General features: G+C 66.1%; 1 protein-coding gene. It reads left to right on the top strand.

Going from position 1 to position 540, the window contains the following annotated elements; translation table 11 throughout:
* On the top strand, nucleotides 1-540 hold a 540-nt coding region (locus tag OQ789_RS25740; protein WP_324689240.1), incomplete at both ends, for a PPE family protein.

A 540-nucleotide genomic window follows, 5' to 3' on the forward strand; every position in this document is an offset into this window, starting at 1 on the left:
ACGTGGATGACTACGACGGCGGCGCAGGCCGAAGAGACTGCGTCGCAGGCGCGTTCGGCCGCGGCGGCCTATGAGAGCGCGCTGGCCTCCTCGGTACCGCCCCCGCTGATCGCGGCCAACCGTACCCAGGTGACTCAGTTGCAGGCGACCAATGTGCTGGGGCAGAACACCCCGTTGATCGCGCAGCTGGAGGCGCAGTACGGCGAGTATTGGGCCCAGGATGCCGCCGCGATGTACAGCTATGCGGGGCAGTCATCGACGGCGACCCAGCAGACGCCGTTTCAGAAGGCGCCCGAGGTGACCAATGCGTCGGGTCAGACCAGCCAGGCCGCTGCGGTCAGTAACGCCACGAGCAACTCGACGGCGACCAATACGTCGAAGGTGCTGAGTCAGTTGTCGACCGGGACGACCTCGACGACCAACGCGACGACCGCCGCGACAACCGCGACGAGCACCACGGATCCGTTCACCGAGATCTGGTTTTTGCTGACCGGCCAGTCGGTGTTGCCCACCAACCTGGGAACCGCGGTCAACGGCTAC

This window comes from Mycobacterium sp. 94-17 (genome assembly GCF_035617725.1).
In the GTDB taxonomy this organism is placed as follows: domain Bacteria; phylum Actinomycetota; class Actinomycetes; order Mycobacteriales; family Mycobacteriaceae; genus Mycobacterium.